General features: G+C 38.2%; 13 protein-coding genes. 8 read left to right on the top strand and 5 right to left on the bottom strand.

Translation table 11 applies throughout. The annotated features are described in order from the left end of the window. Positions 1-137 precede the first annotated feature (137 nt). From RM541_RS08940 to bshA, 3 genes are read left to right on the top strand one after another with little or no spacing between them, the layout of a single operon-like run. A complete protein-coding gene (locus RM541_RS08940) occupies positions 138-623 on the top strand; it encodes an ABC transporter ATPase (protein ID WP_311499817.1) in 486 nt (161 codons plus the stop codon). After that, positions 623-3556 carry a serine hydrolase domain-containing protein gene (locus tag RM541_RS08935; protein WP_311499816.1) on the top strand — a complete coding sequence of 978 codons (2934 nt, stop codon included), beginning with the start codon at positions 623-625 and terminating at the stop codon, positions 3554-3556. The genes RM541_RS08940 and RM541_RS08935 overlap by 1 nt, the downstream gene beginning before the upstream one ends. Before the next feature lie 60 nt (positions 3557-3616). Further along, complete coding sequence (gene bshA / locus RM541_RS08930) at positions 3617-4759, top strand: N-acetyl-alpha-D-glucosaminyl L-malate synthase BshA (RefSeq protein WP_311499815.1); 1143 nt, start codon at positions 3617-3619, stop codon at positions 4757-4759. Positions 4760-4955: 196 nt separating this feature from the next. Here bshA and RM541_RS08925 read toward each other — a convergent pair whose 3' ends face one another. Next, positions 4956-6914, bottom strand: coding sequence for a sialate O-acetylesterase (locus tag RM541_RS08925; protein ID WP_311499814.1), 1959 nt, complete (start codon positions 6912-6914; stop codon positions 4956-4958). Positions 6915-6975: 61 nt separating this feature from the next. Continuing rightward, positions 6976-9936: a glycosyl hydrolase 115 family protein gene (locus RM541_RS08920; protein ID WP_311499813.1), complete on the bottom strand. Its 2961-nt coding sequence runs from the start codon at positions 9934-9936 to the stop codon at positions 6976-6978. Positions 9937-10187: 251 nt separating this feature from the next. On the opposite strand from RM541_RS08920, the gene RM541_RS08915 reads away from it, so the two are divergent. The 3 genes from RM541_RS08915 (at position 10188) to RM541_RS08905 (ending at position 12856) form a co-directional block, all read left to right on the top strand. Continuing rightward, positions 10188-10322, top strand: a complete 135-nt coding sequence (locus RM541_RS08915) for a hypothetical protein (RefSeq protein ID WP_311499812.1) — start codon at positions 10188-10190, stop codon at positions 10320-10322. A 668-nt stretch (positions 10323-10990) separates the two neighbouring features. Further along, on the top strand, positions 10991-12394 hold the full coding sequence (locus RM541_RS08910) for an MBL fold metallo-hydrolase (protein ID WP_311499811.1): 1404 nt from the start codon (positions 10991-10993) through the stop codon (positions 12392-12394). 15 nt (positions 12395-12409) lie between these two features. Beyond that, entirely contained in the window at positions 12410-12856 is a 447-nt protein-coding gene (locus tag RM541_RS08905; RefSeq protein ID WP_311499810.1) for a protein tyrosine phosphatase family protein, read from the top strand. A gap of 262 nt (positions 12857-13118) precedes the next feature. Here RM541_RS08905 and RM541_RS17495 read toward each other — a convergent pair whose 3' ends face one another. The 3 genes from RM541_RS17495 to RM541_RS08895 all read right to left on the bottom strand — a co-directional run bounded on the left by RM541_RS17495 (position 13119) and on the right by RM541_RS08895 (position 15837). Then, entirely contained in the window at positions 13119-13286 is a 168-nt protein-coding gene (locus RM541_RS17495; protein ID WP_432264674.1) for an asparaginase domain-containing protein, read from the bottom strand. A gap of 680 nt (positions 13287-13966) precedes the next feature. Next, a complete protein-coding gene (locus tag RM541_RS08900) occupies positions 13967-14842 on the bottom strand; it encodes a DMT family transporter (protein WP_311499809.1) in 876 nt (291 codons plus the stop codon). A gap of 65 nt (positions 14843-14907) precedes the next feature. Then, positions 14908-15837: a DUF302 domain-containing protein gene (locus RM541_RS08895; RefSeq protein WP_311499808.1), complete on the bottom strand. Its 930-nt coding sequence runs from the start codon at positions 15835-15837 to the stop codon at positions 14908-14910. 493 nt (positions 15838-16330) lie between these two features. On the opposite strand from RM541_RS08895, the gene RM541_RS08890 reads away from it, so the two are divergent. Further along, positions 16331-17128 carry a sulfite exporter TauE/SafE family protein gene (locus tag RM541_RS08890; RefSeq protein WP_311499807.1) on the top strand — a complete coding sequence of 266 codons (798 nt, stop codon included), beginning with the start codon at positions 16331-16333 and terminating at the stop codon, positions 17126-17128. Between the two features lie 35 nt (positions 17129-17163). Further along, positions 17164-17778, top strand: coding sequence for a class I SAM-dependent methyltransferase (locus RM541_RS08885; RefSeq protein ID WP_311499806.1), 615 nt, complete (start codon positions 17164-17166; stop codon positions 17776-17778). Positions 17779-17935: the final 157 nt, after the last annotated feature.

Raw genomic sequence — 17935 nt, 5'->3', positions numbered from 1 at the left:
TTAGAGAGTTGCCAAATTTGCCAATTTTCGGTTACAATATGATTGTCAACACGTCAATTTAAAAGTTAAATTCCTGTACTATATTTGAAGGCACAGCATAATAAAGTAGTTTTGTATAAATTTATCTAAGACTAAAAATGTTAGTACCTTTTAATACTTTACCCGATAGTGCCCGTGTTTGGATCTATCAATCCAATAGATCTTTTACAGAAGAAGAACTTCAGGAAATTACTCAAAAACTGGAACTTTTTGTCCAGAGATGGACAGCTCATGGAGCTGAGTTAAAAGCCGGTTTTGAAATTAAATATAAACGCTTCATTATACTCGCGCTGGACCAGGAAGTAAATGCAGCTTCAGGATGCTCTATAGACGCTTCGGTTCATTTTATTCAGCAACTGGAAAAAGAATATGGCGTTGATCTTCTTGATAAAATGAATGTTTCTTACAAACAAGGTGATTTTGTGGCTTACAAGACCCTGATTGATTTCAGGAAAATGGCAAAAGAGAAAGCTGTTTCTCCAAAAACCATTGTTTTTAATAATCTTGTAAATAACAAAGCCGAATATCTTTCAGACTGGGAAGTTCCTGCATCTGATAGTTGGCATAATCGCTTTTTAAATTAATGAAACTTAAAGTAGCCCCGAATTTATTATTTTTAGGTTCACTTTTCTTTTTTCTCGCTACTAATTTATTTTCCCAACAAAGGAATCCGCTGATAAGTGAAGACTTTCCTGCTCAAAAAGAGTGGGTGGATAGCATCTATAATTCAATGTCCCTGGAGGAGAAGATTGGACAGCTCTTTATGGTAGATGTTTTTTCCAATGCACCTGAATCTAAAACAGATAAAATAAAAAAGCTTATAGAAGAACAACATATTGGTGGTGTTATATTTTCCAAAGGAGGACCATTAAGACAGGCCAAACTTACTAATGAATTTCAGAAAGCCTCTAAAGTACCACTCCTGGTGGGAATGGATGCAGAATGGGGATTGGCCATGCGGCTCGATTCTACTTTTGCGCTGCCATGGAATATGACTTTGGGTGCAATCGAAGAAAATTCTTTAATTGAAGAAGCAGGTGCCGCTATTTCCCGGCATTCCAAACGGCTTGGGGTACATATAAATTTTGCACCCGTTGTAGACATTAATACCAATCCGGAAAATCCAATTATCGGCACCAGGTCCTTTGGCGAAGAAAAGGAAAATGTAACTTCGAAATCCCTTGCTTTTATTAGAGGTATGCAGCGCGAAGGGATACTTTCTAGTGCAAAGCATTTTCCCGGGCATGGAGACACAGACTCCGACTCTCACAAAACTTTACCAACTATTTCTTTTTCCAAAAGCAGGATTGAAAATGTAGAATTGTATCCTTACAAAATGCTGATAGAGGAGGGACTTTCCAGTATAATGGTTGCCCATCTCAATGTGCCTTCTCTGGAAGAGGAAAAAGGTACTCCATCTTCATTAAGTAAAACTGTGGTTACCGATCTCCTAAAGAAGGGGCTCAATTTCAACGGACTAATTTTTACTGATGCGTTGAACATGAAAGGAGCTTCTAACTTCAGTAATCCAGGAGATATTGATTTGGCTGCTTTTCTTGCAGGTAACGATGTTCTGCTAATTTCTGAAGACGTCCCGAAGGGAATTCAGAAAATAACAGAAGCTTATAATGATGGAATTATAAGCGAGCAACGATTAAGCCATTCGGTTAAGAAAATTTTATTTGCAAAATATAAGGTAGGACTTAATGACTATGAGCCCATAAATTCTGCATTTCTTGTTTCTGAATTGCATAGTGTTCGTGATGATGCACTTTTTGAAAAACTAACAGAAAGTTCCATTACTGTTCTAAAGAACAACATGGGGCTTTTGCCATTTAAAAAATTGGCAAAGAAGAAATTTGCTTACGTCAACCTTGGAGATGGGGATGGCAGTGCATTTCTTTCCCAGCTTAGAAAATATACAAAAGTGGACTGGGTAAGTGCTGTAAACCTGGAAAGTTTACTCCAGAGACTTGAAGAATATGATAGGGTTATTATAGGTTTTCATAAAGAGGATGACAATCCCTGGACTTCTTATAAATTTTCAAACCGGGAAATACGCTGGCTTTATGAAATTGCCAGAAGAAACAGCACGGTGCTGAATGTTTTTGCCAGGCCGTATGCTTTATTGGATATTCCCACTTTCACAGATATGGAAGGTGTGGTAGTTGGTTATCAGAATAATGAAATTGCACAGCAAAAGGTTGCACAGATGCTGTTTGGAGCTGTAAAGGCCAGGGGAAAGCTGCCGGTTAGTATTGGTGACGAGTTTCCTGAAGGCTCGGGTCTTAGGAGCAAGGAACTTAATCGGCTAAGTTATGGTGTCCCGGAAACAGTAGGCATTAATTCCTATAAATTAAAGAAAATTGATTCGATTATTAGTGAAGCAATAGAAAAGAAGATGACTCCCGGAGCTCAAATTTTGATTGCGCGCAAAGGCAAAGTAATTTATAATCGCAATTTTGGTTATCAGACGTATGAAGAAGAGCTTCCGGTAACTGATACTACTGTTTACGATCTCGCTTCCTTAACAAAGATTCTGGCTACTTTACCTTTGGTGATGGAACAGGAGGAGAAGGGAATTATAAGTTTTGACACCAAGCTTGGAGAAATGTTATCCGTTTTTCAGAATTCCAATAAGGAAAATATCAGGTTACAGGATATGCTAATGCATTATGCCCGTCTGAAAGTATGGATACCTTTTTACATTTCGACACTGGACAAAACAACACGGAAACCTTCAGACTTGTACTACAGTAAGGTTCCTTCCGAAGCATTTAATACACATGTTGCCAGGGATATGTATATTCGAAATGATGCTCAGGATACTATTTTGGCCGTTATAAGGGATAGTGATCTTGAGAGGAAAAAGGAATACAAGTACAGTGATTTACCTTTTTACATCCTTAAGTACTACCTGGAGAGTTACTACAATACGACTTTAAATAGTCTTACCCAGGAAAGATTTTACAGGCCTTTGGGAGCGAATTATACAGGGTATCTTCCTGCGACTCGTTTTGGACTGGACCAGATAGCACCTACAGAAAATGACAAATTGTGGAGGGCGCAAAAGGTGCACGGATACGTTCATGACCAGGGAGCCGCTATGCAGGGTGGTATCGGTGGCCATGCAGGTTTGTTTAGTAATGCAAATGACGTAGCCAAAATCATGCAAATGTACATGAATGGAGGAAGTTATGGTGGAGAAAAATTCTTTGAACCTGAAACCATTTCAAAATTCAATACCTGTTATTATTGCGAAAAGAATGTAAGAAGAGGAGTGGGTTTCGACAAACCACAACTGGGTAATGTTGGCCCTACATGTGGTTGTGTTTCTTTAACCAGTTTTGGACATACCGGATTCACAGGAACTTTAGCATGGGCAGACCCGGAGGAAGAAATAATATATGTATTTTTGTCCAATCGCACTTATCCCGATTCCAATAACCGGAAACTGATAAGAGAGGATATCAGATCCAAAATACAGGAAGTGATATACGAAGCTATAGATTTTTAATTAAGAAAAATACTTAGCGAAAACTGGCTTTTTAGAGAGCTCTTTATTAAAGTAGAATCAATGAGAATTGCTATTGTTTGTTACCCCACATTTGGTGGGAGTGGAGTAGTCGCTACAGAACTGGGACTTGCACTTTCGCGAAGGGGACACGAGATACACTTTATCACTTACAAACAACCTGTAAGACTGGATCAGCTTTCCAGCAATGTCAGGTTTCATGAGGTACACGTACCGGAATATCCGTTGTTTCATTATCAGCCTTATGAGCTGGCGCTAAGCAGCAAGCTCGTAAATATGGTAAAACTCCATAAAATCGAACTTTTGCATGTTCACTATGCAATTCCGCATGCTTATGCAGGATACATGGCAAAAAAAATGTTGGAGGAAGAAGGTATTTTCATTCCTATGGTCACTACGCTTCACGGAACCGATATTACCCTGGTAGGAAGGCATCCATTTTACAAACCTGCAGTTAAATTCAGTATTAATAATAGTGATGTGGTAACTTCGGTTTCTCAAAGTCTTAAAGAAGATACTCTTAAGTCCTTTGAAATTACCAAAGAGATACAAGTAGTTCCTAACTTTATAGATGTTACTAAATATAAGCGGAAAACGTTTACCGATTGTCAGCGTGAAATGATGGCTTTGGAAGATGAAAAGATCGTTACCCACATTAGCAACTTCAGAAAAGTTAAACGCATAGACGATGTGATTAAAATTTTCTTTGAAATTCAGAAGAAGGTGAAATCCAGGCTTATGATGGTGGGGGAAGGGCCTGAAAAAGAAACAGCAGAAGAAATGGTGAAAGAACTAGGGATCCTGGATAAGGTAATGTTCCTGGGAGAGAGTCATGAGATAGATAAAATCCTTTGTTTTTCAGATTTATTTTTGCTGCCTTCAGAAAAAGAAAGTTTTGGATTGGCAGCTTTAGAAGCCATGGTGAATAGTGTTCCAGTTATTTCGACAAATACCGGAGGTTTGCCTGAAGTAAATATACATGGTGTAACCGGATATTTAAATGATGTTGGTGATATAAAGAAAATGTCAGAAGATGCAATTTCTCTTTTATCAGATGAAGATAAACTGGACGAGTTCAAGGAAAATGCACGCCGTGAATCACAGAAGTTCGATATACAAAATATCGTTCCACAGTATGAAAACCTTTATCAAAGGCTTTTAGAAAAAGCCAATGTAACGACCTAATATTTTCAGATAGCTTTTATTGTATTAAATTTAAAGACTTCTCTTATGATAAAGAAGATTTACCAGCCTTTTTCTGTGGTGGTAAATCTTCTTCAGGTTATGTGCGTACCATTATAAACCACATTGCAGTGTTTATTTTTACATCATGGTCCCTTAATAAAGGTTTATTTAATTTTGCCTTACATCACTACACTACTTATTCAATCCTGAATGGCGATGCAGGCAGTCCTTCCTTATTTTTCAGGTTTGGATTGTCAGGATTATTTGCCCAGGCGTAACGGACGTACTTTGGATTGGGAACTTCATCACTCCATACGATCACTTTGTTACCTTCTATCTTTGCGTTTGCCCAAACAAATTTTTTATCCTCTCCAGCAATTGCGAATTCACTTAATTCTTCACCATCATTTGTATTCAGACCACTACCCACATTAGTAAATGAAATAACTACTTTGTTTCCATTAATTTTATGATCTTTATAAATAGGGCCAGAGTAGACAATATCTTCTCCGTAAGCAAGCTTTTGTGCCGCAAGAGCCATTCGCACGCCCACGTCTTTCTTATTATCGGGGTGAATGTCATTCCATTCTCCCAAATCTATATTTACTGTCATGGCAGTATTTGGGGAAGAGAGCGCCTTTAGCTGGGATTCTCTTAGCTCAGCCCAATTGCTCTCGGAAGGCAAATAAGATACATCCATAAAATTGGGTAGCTGCGCATAGATAAATGGAATATTAGGCGAATGGAAAATTTCTCTCCAGCCATTAATGAGGGAATGCATATAATCCTCATAAATTTTTGGGTTTCCTGAATTGCTCTCTCCCTGGTACCACAAAATACCTTTTAAAGGAAGTTCTGTGAAAGGAGCCACCATGGCATTGTATAAGGCAGTAGGTTCGTTCTGAGGATTTATTCTTCTTGGTCGTGGCTCATCGTTGTCCCTTCTTGAAATAGAGGAGTAATCTACCGGAGCAAATACTTCTCCAACCTTGTACTTCCAGTAACCTTTAAGATCTACAGTGTCATTAGCGGTGAATATGTAATAAGGTTTGTCTGGGACAAAACCACCTTTACCGGAGTTATTGGTTACTCGTATAACAAAACTGTTCTTACCTTCTTTAAGCAAATTGGCCGGGACATCATATCTTCTTTGCGGATATTGATAGGTGGTATTACCCACATTTGTTCCATTGATATATAGCTCATCGGCATCCACAATTCGACCAAGGAAAACGGTAGCTTCTTTACCTGCCATAGATGCTGGCATTTCTATTTCTCTGCGGTACCAAACCACTCCGTTAAGATCTCCGGCTCCCTGATCTTCCCAATAACCCGGAATATTTATTCTTCGCCAGTTTTTGGGGATGAAATCTGGATCATACCATGGAATTTCCCCTGTTAAACCTTTGTCAGATGATTCTCTGGAGTTCTGATTAAAGGATGATCGGTTTCTCATTTGTTTATTCACAAATGCTGTATCCTTGTTTTCTTTAATAATTTTCAAAATTTCATTAAAATTTTGAAAGCCTTCTTCAGGTATCCAGGCTTCAATAGGTGTACCACCAACACTGGCGTTTATAAGACCAATTGGAATTTTATGTTTTTTATAAATCTCTTTTGCGAAGAAATATGCAACAGCAGAAAACGGTCTTACTTCGTCACCCACTGCTTTCTGCCATTCCCCACCGGGTAGATCTTGTTGAGGCCCCGATAGAGCGGTTGCCGTAGGTATTTTAAAGTGTCTTATTTCTGGATAACTGGCGGTAGCAATCTCCTTTTCATAAGTGACATCATGTATATCCATTTGATGTACCATGTTAGATTGTCCTGCAGCAAGCCAAACATCACCAATAAGTATATCCTTAACCTCAAGACGGTTTTTACCTGAAATTACCATCTTGTAGGGACCACCCGGTTTCATTTTTGGGAGACGAATATTCCAGTTCCCCTCTTGGGATGCCGTTGTTTTGTAGTTCTTTCCCATGAAAGACAGGGTGATTTCTTCATTGGGATCTGCCCATCCCCATACAGGAATTTCTGCATTTCTTTGCAGTACCAGCCCATCGCTAATAATTTGTGGAAGCTTTACTTCTGCGTAACATGTAGAATTAGAAACTGATAAGATGAAAGTAAAGAGGAAGAAAATGTATCTCATTGCTGTTATTTTTTCTGAATTTTTTTCTCAAAGATTGGAAAAGCTAATATTCTGTTTAGGATTAATTCATTGTGGACTGAGGAGGTCCTAAATAGGTATTATCAGTAACTTCCTTTTTACGTAATATAACTTTTTGAAGAACCAGCCCGGGATCTACTAAATAATATCTTATAGTGTGCTCACCAGATGACAGTTCCTTTTGAAATATGGCTTGTTTCATGATATTATCCGTTACGGCATTGTTCCACCACTCGGGATAGGTCCAATCTGCTGCTTTTGCATTTTGATGAAGATTCATAATTTGAGGCTCACCATCATCAATTGCGAATGCATAGAACAAGCCTTCGCCTTTTTGGAAATTGAGTGTTGGCGAAAACCAGGCCTCAAGATCATAAGTACCTGATTCCAGCAAGAATACTTCATATTCAAGATAAGGACTATTTTCTCCAGGCGTCTGCCTGACAGTTGTCACAGGCTTTGATGTGATACCAGAGCCAGTACGACCAAGGTTTGGAATAACTTCCCACAAAATACTTTCAGTTTCCTTTTTATTCTGAAAGTTTTCTGCAGTAATACTCACAATTCCTTTATTTTCAATAAAACCGGAGGCTTTATCCGGAACATCCATGTTCAACGGTATTTTAATGGTGAAATCGCGACCTCCTACTTCAGAAAGAACAATTTCACCTTCCTTTTGATCGGTGGGTACGTTGTTCCAGTCGATACTTAAATAAACCTTTTCCTCGAATTGCACAGCGCCTTTTTCAGAAGAAAGCTTTATCCAGTTATTCTTAGGTGTTACGGTGTAATTTAACTGTTCAGTGCCTGTATTATAAATTTCTAAATAGTAATTCTGATCATTAACAGGATCAAATGGAGTAAAACTTCTACTTCCAAAGCTGCCCCAGCGAGATCTCACACCACTTTCGAGCATATATCCTAATCCCGAAGCGCTTGGAACCTGAATATAAGAAACCTCTGGCATTCTATTAACTTCGGGATCGCTCCAACTGGTGTATCCCATATGTGTCTGTTTCATAATATGGTTCCATTTGCCACCTGCAAATTCATTATGTTCTTTCGTAAGTTCTGCATCTTTAAAGAAGAGTTCCTTAACCTTATCTGCATAAAAATTTGTTGAAGCTCTGTTCTGCAAACGGTATTGTCTGTTCTTAGCGGCCGCTACATACATTTCATTTAGGTTGGCATTCGCTTCAACAGGGTAAAGGACCAACTGATAATAAGCATCACGGGCCTCTTTTGGCAACTTATCTATTAATTCCCTAGCTTTTTCCAGTAGCGAGTTATAATTTGCAACCACCCGATCGGCCTCATTAAAACTTGTCAGACTATAAGTGTCAGGTTCCAGTAATTCAGGTTTTCTTCGGGCATTGTATTTTGTATAGCGAGCCAGAACATCTCCAATTTCTTCAGCGTATTTTCCACCAAATTGAGCATTAGCCCACCTGGTGTAATACTCAGGAAGATTCTTTGAAGTAATAGCGTCAGGGTTCCAGGCATAATCTAAAAAGAAATTAATAGGGAGATCCATCGGTTTTAAGTCTCCAACATTTACCAGCCAGATTTCCTCAACTCCATGTTCGTAGGTTAGCCGCATTTGTTCCCATACCCTTTCAATTTGTACAGTGTTAAGCCATTTGTAGCTTCTCGGTCCACCCACAAAATCGAAGTGATAATACATTCCATAACCTCCTTTTCTGGGCTCTGCATCAGGGGAGGGGAGTATACGGACATGCCCCCAGTTGTCATCGCAAAGTAAGAGAGTCACATCTTCAGGAACTTCCATTCCTTTATCATAATAATCCTGAACCTCTTTATACAATGCCCACACCTGTGGAGTTTCTTCCGCAGCTTTACCGGTAATTTTAGCAATTATTTCTCGTTGGTCTTTTACAATTTGTTCAAGAAGTTCAATATTGGTACCCTCACCCATAGCTTCATCTCCATCTCCTCTCATAGCCAGGGTTACCACCTTTTCCTGTCCTTTTGTTCGTTCCATTCCTTCTTCCCAAAACTCCCGGAGTTTTTCAGGATTGGTTTCATAGTTCCATTCTCCTTCGCCATAACGATCCCATTCCACGTGTGCGCGCATTAATGGTTCGTGATGAGAAGTAGAGAGCACTATCCCCATTTCATCAGCTAAAGGTCCACTTAAAGGATCATCATCCCACAATGATTTGCCCCACATCGCCGGCCACAAATAGTTTCCTTTCATTCTAAGGATTAGCTCGAATACCTTTCCGTAAAACTGATGATTAAGACCACCAAACTTTTCCCGTGCCCAATCTGAGAGAGCGGGATCTTCATCATTAATAAAAATGCCTCTGTACTTTACTTTCGGTTCACCAGCGGTGTGAGTTCCAGATTTCACATAGATATTTTTGCGGGATTTTACAGGTGCATCAGCCCACCAGTACCAAGGAGAGACTCCCATTTTTTCAGAAAGCTCGAACATCCCGAAAATTGTTCCTCTTTTGTCGCTACCTGCTATAACAAGTGCATTTTCGACACCAGAAAATGGCGCTTCAACAGGGATAATGAGGAATTTCTCCCATGCCTCTTCTAGTTGAGAGACATCAATTTTTCCGGAGGCAACCAGATTATCTATTATTGTATTTTTGCCGACCGTACCTGCAATAATTAAATTTTCAGATAACTGCTTTTGTTCATTGTGCAGTTTTGCCTTTTTGCCTGATACCCGGCTTAGATCATTTTGAAAAAGCTTGGCTATTCTCAAAACCCCGGGATGATCTGTCTTACTAACCAAGATATCACTCGGCGTACCATCTTGAACAACGGCGAATTTTCCGGTGCGTTTACTCGTCGTTAAGAATGACGAAGGAGGAAAAGATTCTTCTGTAGAAATTACATGAACCCTATTTAAACTCTCATTGTATTGATCTGTTTGTGCTTTGCATTCACCGTATCTTGAAAACCATAATAGTAGAAACAATACCGGTAAATAACCTGAAAATGAAATTTTTTGATAAGGGAGCGTCATGTGTTTTAAAATTAGTGAAAAGCTAAAAATTATTATTAAATGCACTTCATAAGCCAGAGCTTTAGATTCTCAAGGCAGCTTTAGATCTCTATTCTCATGATGATAATTGCCAAAAAAAGACAATTACCTAAAGAGCCTGAATATAGAGAAAATTTTAGGAAAAGCTTCAAAATGCATAAAAAAAGCAAAAGCATTCCGTCTTCCCAATAGGTTCATTCTGTTAAGGAATAAATGGATCAATCTCAAAAGTTATGTGTGGATTGGACCAGTTATTCGTAGGTCACGGGATGTGTTCAGAGGCGTTTACCTATAAAATAGAAGGAAAATACAAGGTGAGGTTCACTCCGCTTAATATCGACGGCAAGGAACTGGCAACCACTTCCTAGACCAGCTTCAACAGCCCTTTTTTACAAACGGAAAATCCCTGGGGGTTGTAGATTTTATTGAATTTATCCATAGTTTTTACAGCTTTTAAAAAACCTATAAGTAAAATGACATTTTTGGATGCCTCTGTAATGTAGCCACAAATCCACAAATGTTGACCGAGCCTGAGGGCTGTGTGCTCGCCCTTTACTAGTCAGGCGAAATTAAGCATTGATAAAGATGTTTTTATAAAAGACGCTTCCGAAGAAAGAGGACTGGATTTTGTCATTTTTGACAGGGATGGTTTTTCTGGGAGTCTACAACATCAAATACATCTTTACTGATGTCCACTCCATAAATTTGATTATTTTTATTCATAAAAGCTGATTAAAAAAGGCCATCTATTTTGCTTTCCATAACTTGAAACCGAGATCAAAATGGCACTGTTTAAACCGAAATCACATCACACGGTGACTCGGAAATCGCTCAAATCTCCAGGTTTTTACATGTAAGATAACCTTACTCCTCTCTTTTGTTCTTTCTGATTAGTACTTATAAGGTAGGAAATCAGACTTAGAAGTATGAGTATGTTAAACTCTTGTTATACCTGTAACTTTTGATTTTTTCTTAACCTCATTTATTTGTAATAACTCTTATTTTAGGTATCCTAAACTCCCAATTTAGATATCCTATGGCTTTAAGATTTGAACCCATATTAGCAGAAGGTATTGCTCAAGTTTCATATTTTATATGTGATGAAAGTGCAGGGTGCGCAGCAGTAATTGATCCTCGTCCCGATGCCGATATTTACCTCCAAAAAGCACAGCAATATGGTGTACCTATTACTCATATTTTTGAAACTCATATCCATGCAGATTTTATGAGCGGGGCACGTGAGCTGGAAACCCGTTGCAAGGGAAGCGCTAAAATTTTTGTGAGTGTTGAAGGTGATGCCGCATATAATTTTGCACATGAACCTGTTCGGGAAGGAGATGAGTTCGAGTTCAGTCAAGTCAAAATAAGAGCTAAGCATACTCCTGGTCACACACCCGAACATTTATCCTATTTATTATCCGATAAGGATGAAGGAGAACCTTGGGGCATAATGACCGGGGATTCACTGTTCGTAGATTCTATAGGCCGACCAGATTTATTGGGTGATGAGAAGACTGATGAATTGACCCAGGACCTTTATAACACCATGCGGAAATTTTTCTGCAAGCTTGGGGATGAAGTAATTGTTTATCCGTGCCATGCAGCAGGCTCGGCTTGCGGTCCTGACATAGGTGACCGTATGAATACCACCATTGGATACGAGAAGAAACATAATCCATTCATGCAGATCGACACTTATGAACAATTTAAAAAAGCCATTCAGGATAGTGCGCCTCCCGTACCGACCCATTATCCTAAGATGAAAAAACTTAATGTTGAGGGACCAGAAACCTTTGGTCATACGCCTCACGTAAGGTCTTTAAGTGTAAATGAGTTTGAGGAAGAAATGAAGAACAAGGATACGATCATTATAGATACCCGGGATATGTTGGCTTTTGGAGGCGGCCATATAGAAGGTGCTCTTAACATAGGACAACGACCCATTCTCTCGGTTTGGGCCGGTTGGTTGATAGATACAAACGCACCTATTTTACTGGTCCTGCCCGAGGATAAGGATCTAGAGCGGGTCGTTACTCTGCTGTGGCGCACTGGATATACTAATTTTAAGGGCTATCTGGCAGGGAACATGCGTACCTGGCAAGAATCGGGTAAACCAATTAAAAAATTGCCCCAACTCAGTGTACATGAACTCAGTCAAAACAAAGGGCAATATCAGCCATTGGATGTACGTAAGAATAAGGAATGGCAAAATGGAAATATCCCTGATGCCACACATATATTTCTTGGCGAACTATCAAATAAGATCAGCAGGCTAGATAAAGGACAAAACCTTGCGGTGTATTGCGCCAGCGGCTATAGGGCCAGCATTGCTGCCAGCTTTTTACAAATAAAAGGATTTAAAAATGTTCACAGCATTCCCGGCAGCTTTAAGGCATGGAAGGCTGCGGATTTGCCAATTGAAAGTAAAACAGAAAATTAAAAAAAGTAAGAAACTATGGAAAAGGAAATTAAGAAAGTGAATGATGAAATTTCGGTGGCGGCTTTTGACCCTGAAGAAAACAGCTTTAAAAGCTTTGCCGAAAAAGGTTTTAAGTCGGTTATTAATTTGCAAACCGATGAAGAAGAGCAAAATGTTTCCCCAGAGAAAGAAGAAGCGCTGGCTAAGGATAATGATTTGGAATACAGGCATATTGGAGTATCCGAGGATAAGTTATCAGAAGCACTGGTCGATAATTTTAGACAGGAACTTGAAAACCTGCCCAAGCCGATTGTGGTTCATTGCAAATCCGGAAAGCGCTCTGGTGCCCTTGTGATGATGCATATCGGGTGTGATAAAGACATGTCTGGGGAAGAGGTAATAAAACAAGCGGAAGATATGGGATTTGAATGTGATGTGCCGGAACTGGAACAGTTCCTCAAGAAATATGTGAACGAGCATTGACCAACGTGCTACCTGATTTAAGTGTTTTGAGCGAGCTACTGAAAAGAGATAATTGCTAAAATAAATCTAGATTTATTGTAAATAATAATGTCCTTAAGGTATTTTTTTCCCATTTGAATTAGTAACTAAAGTTTAGAGCTTTATCTAAATAAAACCTTTAATGGGAAAGAAATTAAATTAAAAAATACATGGATTTTTAGCAAATTAAATGGAGCAACGGTGCTCGTAAATGAACCTGGAATAAATGAACCTGTGAGAACTATTATTTTATCAAATTTCGATCCGCTAAATATTTCGAAGTTTCCTCCATTGTGAAACTACCATGAGTAATGAGGAATTTGGAATCTCTTGAATTCTGAATTCTCTCTGCGAGAAGCTCCCGGTCTTTTAAAGTTATAAACCTGCTATCTTTCTGAAAAACTGCTTCAATGGAATAAGGAAACGAAACATTTGCCGATTTATAAAAAACTTCTAATTGAAATTTTCCTGCTGTTCTGGTTTAGCTCATCATCCAGCCCCTCAATGGGCTACCTGTCGTAACAATGTGTCACAACTGATTAGATTTGGGTATCGACATTGGAATGGATTTTTTTAAATTATTATGGTCGTGGTCTCGATTTTCATGATTAAAAAATAATGAAAAGAAAAAGTACGTGAGACAAAATTCGAATATAATTACCCTTTTATTTTTATCGAAGGCCCTGTAGTAAGTATACTCATAAGAATAGTTGGTGCCGGTGGTGGTTCCCTATAATTCCTGCACTTGTCTGATTTGCACAGTACATTTAAATAAGCTGTTGCTACTTCTCTTCTAATTATTGCGGTAAAATTTCTTATTGAATTATTGGTGATGTTGAAAATCTTGTAATTGACTGGATATTTCCTTCAATATTATAGGTCTATTTATTCTGGGAATATTTGTTGGAGATTACCTTAACAAGTTTATTAACGGGATTAGGATGGTTTGTGCTGGTAATGGGAGATTATATAATTTGGATAGAAATGTCTTGAGAAACATTTATTACTTTATGAACCTGATTTGGAAATTACGGTAGATATCATCTTACCCAATTAAGATTCCCTCACTGCCTTACTACTAATTCATGAAATTTAATTTTGGGTAAACAGAATTCCAACAATAACTATGGAGATCCCTATAATATCTGTAAGCATAATAGTATCGCCGAAGGCCAACCACGCCATAAACATTGTTACAGGTGGGCCGAGGTAGAATAAACTTGCTACACGAGTCGCGTCTAAACGTTCAATCAATAGCCACATTGCAACATAAGCACCAATGGAAACAGCCAAAATCAGCCATATCATTACTAGCGTAAAATTCGGCAACCACTCAACAGAAAAATCTTCTATATAAAGAGCAGGTAAAAACAAAACAAGCATCGTCGCAAAACTTTGGTAAAATAAAACCTGGTCAAGAGGTAATTTTTCTTTCTTATTTTCTAATTCCATTTTCCGTTGCATTAAGGTAGCAATAGTAATTGCTATAACAGACCCCAGAGGAATAAGATAACCAAATATAGAACTTGATTGGTTAAAATCTATACGAAAGGCTACAGTTAATACTACCCCCACAAAACCTATAATTAATCCCAACCATTGGTGTAAACTGATTTTTTCTTTGGTAACATAGCCGGAAAGAGCGCCAGTTGCCATAGGTTGTAGAGCAACTAAAAGTGCCACAATCCCTGCCGGGACGTTTTGGTCCAGAGCTAATAATGCACATGTAAGCCATACCCCATGGGCAAGAAATCCTATGAGCATATGTTGAGAGGCAGTTTTTAAACCGACCCACTTTAATTTTTTTTTTGTGAATAAGAAGAAAAATAGTATTACTGTTACTGCAAAATATCTCAAGAAAATCAAAGTAAATGGCCCCGTGTAAGGCAATCCGTATTCAGCCCCTATGAAACCAGAGTTCCATAATAGAACAAAAACCACGATTAGCCAGATTGTACTATTCTTCATAACTATATAAAAAAAGAGACTGTCTTTAAACAGCCCCTTTAAATTAATGATATCCAGTGCAAATTTTAATTTTCAATTCCTGCAGCAGAATTCGCAAGCATCTCCAAAGCATTGGATATTTGCTCAATTTGCTCTTGATTTCCTTCCATTTGATGCCTTTTTTTGAGGTATTCTGGAGAATTATAAGAAATGGTTACTGTGCCATCTTCACCTTCCCAAACCAACATTTTTTGCGGTAAGTCCAATGCAATACTTCTAGTAGATTGCATTAAAGGAGTTCCCAGGTTTGGATTGCCGAACATTATCACTTTTGTAGGGCGAAGATCTATTTCTACGCTTGCTGCATTTTCCTGATGATCCAGTTCAGCAACAATACTTAAATTTTCATTAGATTCAATGCTGGATTTTAAATTATTATAGGTCGTTTCAAAATTTAAACTGCTGTTAATACTTACAATTCCATCGTGTAACTCTACTTCCTGGGAACCGTTTTTTTTGGCTTCCGCATTAACCGCATTACTAACCAGGTTATTAAGTGCCTCAGCAATATTGGGTAAACTTTCAACATCTGCCACTTCGTAACGAGAAGCAAGATAATCAGTGCTGTTATATAAAGCAAAAACTTCACTTTCTTCTTCATAAAACAATACTCTCTGTGGAAGATCAAGCCCTGCTAACTGGTCTTCCTGCATAAGGGGAGTTCCCAATCTTGGGTTTCCGAAGAAAATGATTTGAGTAGGGGCAAGATCCATATTTACAGATGCCGCATTTTGGGAATGATTCAGTTCCTGCACAACACTTATATTTTCATTATCTCGAAGTGCAGTTTTTAAATTTGAATAGGAATTTTGAAAATTAACAGAACTCCTAAAATAAATCACGCCGGAAGCTGTCGGTGGATCCACAGTTTCGTCAGGAATAGATTTATTGTCATCATCATCAGAACAAGCTCCAACCATTAAAAACAGTACGAAAAGGAAGTTTAATTTTATCATAATTTTTAATTTTCACCTAATTTAAGACCTGATTAATAAACTCTCTTCTGGTTAACAAAACTTAACTCAATATTATTAATTTCTTTAAAAATTTCACCATAGTTAGACGCTTCGAAACCTATACCGCCATCTATAAAAGCTGGAGGTATTTTGCATTCGAAAGTTACCAATCTTGACTAACTGAAATGCTAGAAACCATTGAAAAATGCCTTTCCAATTATGAATTGATGTTTGCTGCGTTATTTGCAGGACAAAGTGAAGATAAACCAATTAGAGGAACTGCAGGTTACACACTAGCAGATAGCTTATGATCTAAATACTTCACCAGTTGTTATTTTAAGATTATTAAAAAAGCTGGAAATAGGAGGTAAAATTCTTTTACAACGGAATCAAATAGTTGTTCAGGACTTGTAAAAGAATAGGTCTGTAACTTTTGTTACTGCCTAACCTGAAAACCAAAGTTACTTTTGCTTGGAACTAATAAGAAAGAACTTTGGAATTAATTGACATTTTAGGATACTTCGGTGCGCTTGTAATAGGAATAACACTGGGCCTTATTGGAGGTGGTGGATCCATTCTGACAGTACCCGTCCTGGTTTATTTGTTATCTATAAATCCCGTCACAGCAACAGCATACTCTCTTTTTGTGGTAGGGGCTTCCTCTTTAGTAGGGGCAATAAATAATATGAAGAAAAAACTGGTGGATCTTCGTACTGCCACCGTTTTTGCTATTCCGGCATTTATAGCCGTCTATGGAACCAGAAAATATCTTGTACCTGCAATTCCCGACCATATTTTCACCCTTCGGGGCTTTGAAGTGACCAAAGATATAGGGATCATGTTGTTTTTTGCCATCATTATGGTAGTGGCTTCTATCTCCATGATCAAAGGTAACGGAAAGGAAGAATTGCAGGAAGTAAAAGTTAAGTATAACTATCCGTTGATCATCCTTGAAGGTGTTGTAGTAGGTATTCTAACCGGGATAGTAGGTGCAGGTGGCGGATTTTTAATTATTCCGGCTCTGGTTTTACTCGCTAAATTACCGATGAAAAAAGCAGTCGCAACTTCCCTGCTCATCATAGCGGTAAAGTCTCTCATAGGCTTCATAGGGGATGTGGAAAATCTTGAAATTGACTGGATATTCCTTATGATCTTTACCGGGATGTCTATTGCCGGAATCTTCCTGGGGGGCTATCTTAATAAATTCATTGATGGCGGAAAACTTAAAAAAAGCTTTGGCTGGTTTGTGCTGGTAATGGGTATCTACATTATTGGTAAAGAGTTGCTGTAAAGGCTCTTTCTAACTTCGGAAAAAAAAGAAATATTATGAAAGAATTCTGGAATGAACGATATAAAGAAGACGATTATGTCTACGGAAAAGATCCTAACAAATATCTGAAGGTAAAACTTAATAAAATAAAACCCGGCAGGATTCTTTTTCCTGCGGAAGGGGAAGGCAGAAATGCCGTGTTTGCAGCAAAGCTCGGATGGGATGTATCATCCTTTGATATAAGTATAGAAGGTAAGAAGAAGGCGCTGAGACTGGCTGAAGAAGAGGGCGTAATAATCAATTATCAAACTACAGATTCACCTGATCTTGCTTTTGCAGAAGAAAAATTTGATGTAATCGCTCTTGTTTACGCTCATTTTCCACCCGAAATACGCCGGGATTATTTTAATCTTTTTAAGCACATCCTTAAGAAGGGAGGGAAAGTGATTTTTGAAGGGTTTGGTTCAAAACATCCTGAATATCAAACGTTGAATCCTTCGGTAGGGGGACCAAAAGAAGAGAAAATTTTGTTTTCAGAAAAAGAAATACGAGAGGCTTTTCAAGAATTCAATTTTGAGGAGTTTTATGAAGGGGAAATAGTACTTAACGAAGGTAAATTCCATAAAGGCAAAGGTTATGTGATTAGGTTTGTAGCTGAAAAGAAAAGCTAAGAATTACATAACTTTAAAAGTAAAAAGGTGTCCCGGAGGATGCATTTTTTGTTATTACAAGTGTAACTTATGTTGCAGCCTGGATCAACCCCACAGCGTATATTTGATAAAATTAAAAGAAATATAAATAATGATCTTCAAATTTTAGAAAATAAAA

Source organism: Autumnicola psychrophila (genome assembly GCF_031846645.1).
GTDB classification, from domain to species: Bacteria; Bacteroidota; Bacteroidia; order Flavobacteriales; family Flavobacteriaceae; genus Autumnicola; species Autumnicola psychrophila.
This window is presented reverse-complemented; position numbering and strand designations above follow the sequence as displayed.

Coding starts and splice junctions, on each gene's coding strand:
- RM541_RS08940 (WP_311499817.1), top strand. CDS start 138: ATGTTAGTACCTTTTAATACTTTACCCGATAGTGCCCGTGTTTGGATC.
- RM541_RS08935 (WP_311499816.1), top strand. CDS start 623: ATGAAACTTAAAGTAGCCCCGAATTTATTATTTTTAGGTTCACTTTTC.
- bshA (WP_311499815.1), top strand. CDS start 3,617: ATGAGAATTGCTATTGTTTGTTACCCCACATTTGGTGGGAGTGGAGTA.
- RM541_RS08925 (WP_311499814.1), bottom strand. CDS start 6,914: ATGAGATACATTTTCTTCCTCTTTACTTTCATCTTATCAGTTTCTAAT.
- RM541_RS08920 (WP_311499813.1), bottom strand. CDS start 9,936: ATGACGCTCCCTTATCAAAAAATTTCATTTTCAGGTTATTTACCGGTA.
- RM541_RS08915 (WP_311499812.1), top strand. CDS start 10,188: ATGTGTGGATTGGACCAGTTATTCGTAGGTCACGGGATGTGTTCAGAG.
- RM541_RS08910 (WP_311499811.1), top strand. CDS start 10,991: ATGGCTTTAAGATTTGAACCCATATTAGCAGAAGGTATTGCTCAAGTT.
- RM541_RS08905 (WP_311499810.1), top strand. CDS start 12,410: ATGGAAAAGGAAATTAAGAAAGTGAATGATGAAATTTCGGTGGCGGCT.
- RM541_RS08900 (WP_311499809.1), bottom strand. CDS start 14,842: ATGAAGAATAGTACAATCTGGCTAATCGTGGTTTTTGTTCTATTATGG.
- RM541_RS08895 (WP_311499808.1), bottom strand. CDS start 15,837: ATGATAAAATTAAACTTCCTTTTCGTACTGTTTTTAATGGTTGGAGCT.
- RM541_RS08885 (WP_311499806.1), top strand. CDS start 17,164: ATGAAAGAATTCTGGAATGAACGATATAAAGAAGACGATTATGTCTAC.